This is a genomic window from Noviherbaspirillum sp. (genome assembly GCF_035654295.1).
GTDB lineage: Bacteria > Pseudomonadota > Gammaproteobacteria > Burkholderiales > Burkholderiaceae_D > Noviherbaspirillum.
The window spans coordinates 1-4,226 of record NZ_DASRXF010000167.1; the positions used below are offsets into that span (position 1 = coordinate 1).

Sequence of the window (4,226 nt, forward strand, 5' to 3'; positions counted from 1 at the left end):
GGACGGCCAGCCGCTCCTGACCGACAACGGCTGCATGATCCTCGACGTGGCCGGGCTGAAGATTGCCGACCCCGCAGGACTGGAAGCGCAGATCAACAACATCCCGGGCGTCGTGACCGTCGGCCTGTTCGCGCAGCGCGGCGCCGATGTCGCCCTGCTCGGCACGGCGGAAGGTGTGAAGAAGTTGACGTTCTGATAGCGTTTCCGCAACAAAAAAGCCCGCGTCAGCGGGCTTTTGTTTTTTGGCCACCGCCCGCTTACTCCGACGGCGGCACATATCCGGTTGCAACGTCGGCGCCGGAACCGAAGAAATGGTTCTCCATCTGCGTCGCCAGGTACTTGCGTGCGCGGGCATCGGCGAGGTTGAGGCGGTTTTCGTTGACCAGCATGGTCTGGTGCTTCAGCCAGCCGGCCCATGCCTCCTTGGAGACGTTTTCGTAGATGCGCTTGCCGAGTTCGCCCGGGTAGGGCGGGAAATCCAGTCCTTCGGCTTCCTTGTTCAGCTTGATGCAGTGGACCATCCGGGCCATGTTCAACTCCTTGTTTATCTGAGTGGCGCTGCCATATTGGAGACAGCGAAGGTTTTAAAGTTGCTTGATCAATACTTGCGACTTGCGTTGCCAGTTGTACATGTGCTGCCTGTCCTTGGGCAGGTCGTCCACCGTGGCGTGCACGAAGCCGCGCTTGAGGAACCAGTGCGCAGTGCGCGTCGTCAGCACGAACAGTCTGGTGAAGCCGGCCGCGCGGGCGCGGTTTTCCATGTGCTTGAGGATGCGCTCGCCGTCGCCCTGGCTTTGCACATCGGGATTGACGGTCAGGCATGCCATCTCCGCCATTTTTTCTTTCGGGAACGGATACAGCGCCGCGCAGCCGAAGATCACGCCGTCGTGGTCGATCACCGAGAAATACTCGATCTCGCGCTCGATCAATTCGCGGCCGCGCTTGACCAGCGTGCCGTCGGCTTCCAGCGGTTCGATCAGCTTGAGGATGCCGCCGACGTCTTCGATGGTGGCTTCGCGCAGGGTTTCCAGGTTCTCGGTGCTGACCATCGTGCCGACGCCGTCGTGCGTGAAGATTTCCAGCATGGCCGAGCCGTCCAGCTCGAAGGGCACGATGTGCGCGCGGGGGACGCCGGCACGCGAGGCCTTCACGCAGGCCTGCAGGTAGAACGCGCTGTCCGGCGGCAGCACGCCGCTCCTGAGCAGGGTGTCGGCCTGCGCTGCGGTCAGCTCGCGCACGTCGCGGCCTTGCTCGTCGGTCATCATGGGGGTTTCGGTGATGAAAATCAGCTTGTCGGCGCGCAGCGCGGTGGCGGCGGCTACCGCGACGTCTTCCATCGCGAGGTTGAACGCCTCGCCGGTCGGTGAAAAGCCCAGCGGGGAGAGCAGGACCAGCCCGCCGGCACTTAAGATCGGGTGGATGGTCTCATAGGCAATCTTGCGCGCGACGCCGGTGAATTCGAGGTCGAGGCCGTCGATGACGCCGATCGGCCGCGCGGTGACGAAATTGCCCGAGATGATGCGGATGGCCGAATGGGCCATCGGCGTGTTCGGCAAACCCTGGCTGAAGGCCGCTTCGATGTCCAGGCGCAGTTCGCCGGCGGCTTCCTTCACGCACTCCATCGCGGCCGCGTCGGTGATGCGCAGGCCGTTGTGGTAGCGCGCGGTCAGGTTGCGCAGCGCCAGCTGCTCCTCCACCTGCGGCCGCGAGCCGTGGACGATGACGACCTTGATGCCCATCGCGTGCAGCAGGGACAAGTCCTGGGCCAGCACCGGCAGCGCACCCGACATCACCAGCTCGCCCGGGAAGGCGACCACGAAGGTTTTCCCCCGGAAGGCGTGGATGTAGGGCGCGACCGAGCGCAGCCACTGAACGAATTGAATAGGGTTTTCCATGACGCGCATTATAATTCGCCCCGATATGTCTGCACCCGAACAAGTCCAAAAAAGTCCTCCCCGGCGCCCGGAGCGACGGCCGGAGGGGAAGCCCGCCGAGCCCGTCGTCCGCAACCCCTTGCCGCCGATTACCTTCCCTGAAGAGCTGCCCGTCTCGGGTCGGCGCAAGGAGATCGCCGACGCCTTGCGCGCCAACCAGGTGATCATCGTCAGCGGCGAAACCGGTTCCGGCAAGACGACCCAGCTGCCCAAGATCTGCCTGGAGCTCGGCCGCGGCCAGAAGGGCCTGATCGGCCATACGCAGCCGCGCCGCATTGCCGCCTCCTCGACGGCCAAGCGCATCGCGCAGGAGCTGGGCTCGCCGCCGGGCGAGCATGTTGGCTTCAAGGTGCGCTTCACCGACACGCTGTCGAAAGGCGCGTCGGTCAAGCTCATGACCGACGGCATCCTGCTCGCCGAGACCCAGACCGACCCGCTGCTCAAGCAGTACGACACCATCATCATCGACGAGGCGCACGAACGCAGCCTGAACATCGACTTCCTGCTCGGCTACCTGAAGCAGCTGCTGCCCCGACGGCCGGACCTGAAGGTGATCATCACGTCGGCGACCATCGACGCAGACCGCTTCGCGCGCCACTTCGGGAAGGGCGACAAGCCCGCCCCCGTCATCGAGGTGTCGGGCCGGCTGTATCCGGTGGAAGTGCGCTATCGCCCGGTCGAGCCGTCCGAGAAGGGCGACGGCAAACCCTCCGCGCAGAAGGAGCAGCGCGACCTGATGGATGCAGTGGTCGACGCGGTGGATGAGCTGGCCCGTATCGGCCCCGGCGATGTCCTCGTCTTCCTGCCCGGCGAGCGCGAGATCCGCGATGCAGCCGAAGCCTTGCGCAAGCACCATCCGCCGCATGTCGAGATCCTGCCGCTGTTCGCCCGCCTGTCGGTGCAGGAGCAGGAGCGCGTGTTCAGGACATCGAACGCCCGCCGCATCGTGCTCGCTACCAACGTCGCGGAAACCTCGCTCACCGTGCCCGGCATCCGCTACGTCGTCGATACCGGCTTGGCGCGCGTCAAGCGCTACAGCTACCGCAACAAGGTGGAGCAGCTGCAGATCGAGCCGGTGGCCCAGTCCGCCGCCAACCAGCGCGCGGGCCGATGCGGCCGTGTCGCCGCCGGCGTGTGCATCCGCCTGTACGACGAGCAGGACTTCCTGCAGCGGCCGAAATTCGCGGACCCGGAAATCCTGCGTTCCTCGCTGGCCGCCGTCATCCTGCGCATGAAATCGCTGCGGCTGACGGATGTCGAGACTTTCCCCTTCATCGAGCCGCCCATGGGCCGTGCGATCGCAGACGGCTACCAGCTGCTGCAGGAACTCGGCGCGGTCGACGAATCGAACCAGCTCACGGCCCTGGGCCGGCAACTCGCGAAACTGCCGCTCGACCCGCGGGTCGGGCGCATGATCCTTGCCGCGCGCGACAATGCCGCGCTGAGCGAGGTGCTGGTCATTGCTTCCGCATTGTCCGTTCAAGACCCGCGCGACCGCCCGCTGGAGGCGCAGGACGCGGCCGACAACGCCCACAAGAAATTCGCCGACGAGAAATCCGAATTCCTGAGCTACCTGAAGATCTGGAAGTGGTTCGAGGACGCGATCGAACACAAGAAGTCCAACAAGCAGCTGATGGAAAGCTGCCGCGCCAACTTCCTGTCGCAGCTGCGCCTGCGCGAGTGGCGCGACGTGCATTCGCAGCTGCTGACACTGGTGCGCGAGCAGGGCTGGCGCCTGAACGAAGCGCCGGCCACCTACGAGCAGGTGCACACCGCGCTGCTCACCGGCCTGCTCGGCAACATCGGCTACAAGGTGGACGACGAACAGCACTACCTCGGCGCGCGCGGCATCAAGTTCTTCATCTGGCCCGGTTCGCACCTGGCAAAGAAGGCCGGACGCTGGGTAATGGGCGCGGAACTGGTCGACACCACGCGCCTGTATGCGCGCTGCATCGCGCAGATCCAGCCCGAATGGCTGGAGCGCGTCGGCGGGCATTTGCTGAAGAAGTCCTACGGCGACCCGCGCTGGGAAAAGCGTACCGCGCAGGTGTCGGCATTCGAGCGTGCCACGCTCTACGGCCTGGTCGTCTACAGCCAGCGCCGCATCAACTTCGGCCAGATCAATCCGGCGCAGGCGCGCGAGATCTTCATCCGCAGCGCCTTGGTGGCCGGCGAGTTCGACACGCGCGCGCCCTTCCTGGCGCACAACCAGAAGCTGGTGCGCGAGATCGAAAACCTCGAACACAAGTCGCGCCGCCTGGACGTGCTGGTGGATGAGGAACTGATCGCCGC

At 65.1% G+C, this 4,226-nt stretch carries 4 protein-coding genes; 2 read left to right on the forward strand and 2 right to left on the reverse strand.

The window, feature by feature from the left end:
* Positions 1 to 196, forward strand: a 196-nt coding sequence (locus tag VFF99_RS16070; RefSeq protein ID WP_325019645.1) for a ribose-5-phosphate isomerase A, incomplete at its 5' end; no start/stop codon positions are given.
* A gap of 61 nt (positions 197 to 257) precedes the next feature.
* On the opposite strand, the gene VFF99_RS16075 is transcribed toward VFF99_RS16070, so the two are convergent.
* Complete coding sequence (locus VFF99_RS16075) at positions 258 to 530, reverse strand: oxidative damage protection protein (RefSeq protein ID WP_325019647.1); 273 nt, start codon at positions 528 to 530, stop codon at positions 258 to 260.
* Positions 531 to 584: 54 nt separating this feature from the next.
* Entirely contained in the window at positions 585 to 1,895 is a 1,311-nt protein-coding gene (argA, locus tag VFF99_RS16080) for an amino-acid N-acetyltransferase (protein WP_325019649.1), read from the reverse strand.
* Positions 1,896 to 1,920: 25 nt separating this feature from the next.
* On the opposite strand from argA, the gene hrpA reads away from it, so the two are divergent.
* Positions 1,921 to 4,226, forward strand: a 2,306-nt coding sequence (hrpA, locus tag VFF99_RS16085) for an ATP-dependent RNA helicase HrpA (protein WP_325019651.1), incomplete at its 3' end; no start/stop codon positions are given.

Bases quoted from the DNA above. Each gene is read 5' to 3' on its own strand.
- argA (WP_325019649.1), bottom strand. From the start codon at position 1,895: ATGGAAAACCCTATTCAATTCGTTCAGTGGCTGCGCTCGGTCGCGCCC.
- VFF99_RS16075 (WP_325019647.1), bottom strand. From the start codon at position 530: ATGGCCCGGATGGTCCACTGCATCAAGCTGAACAAGGAAGCCGAAGGA.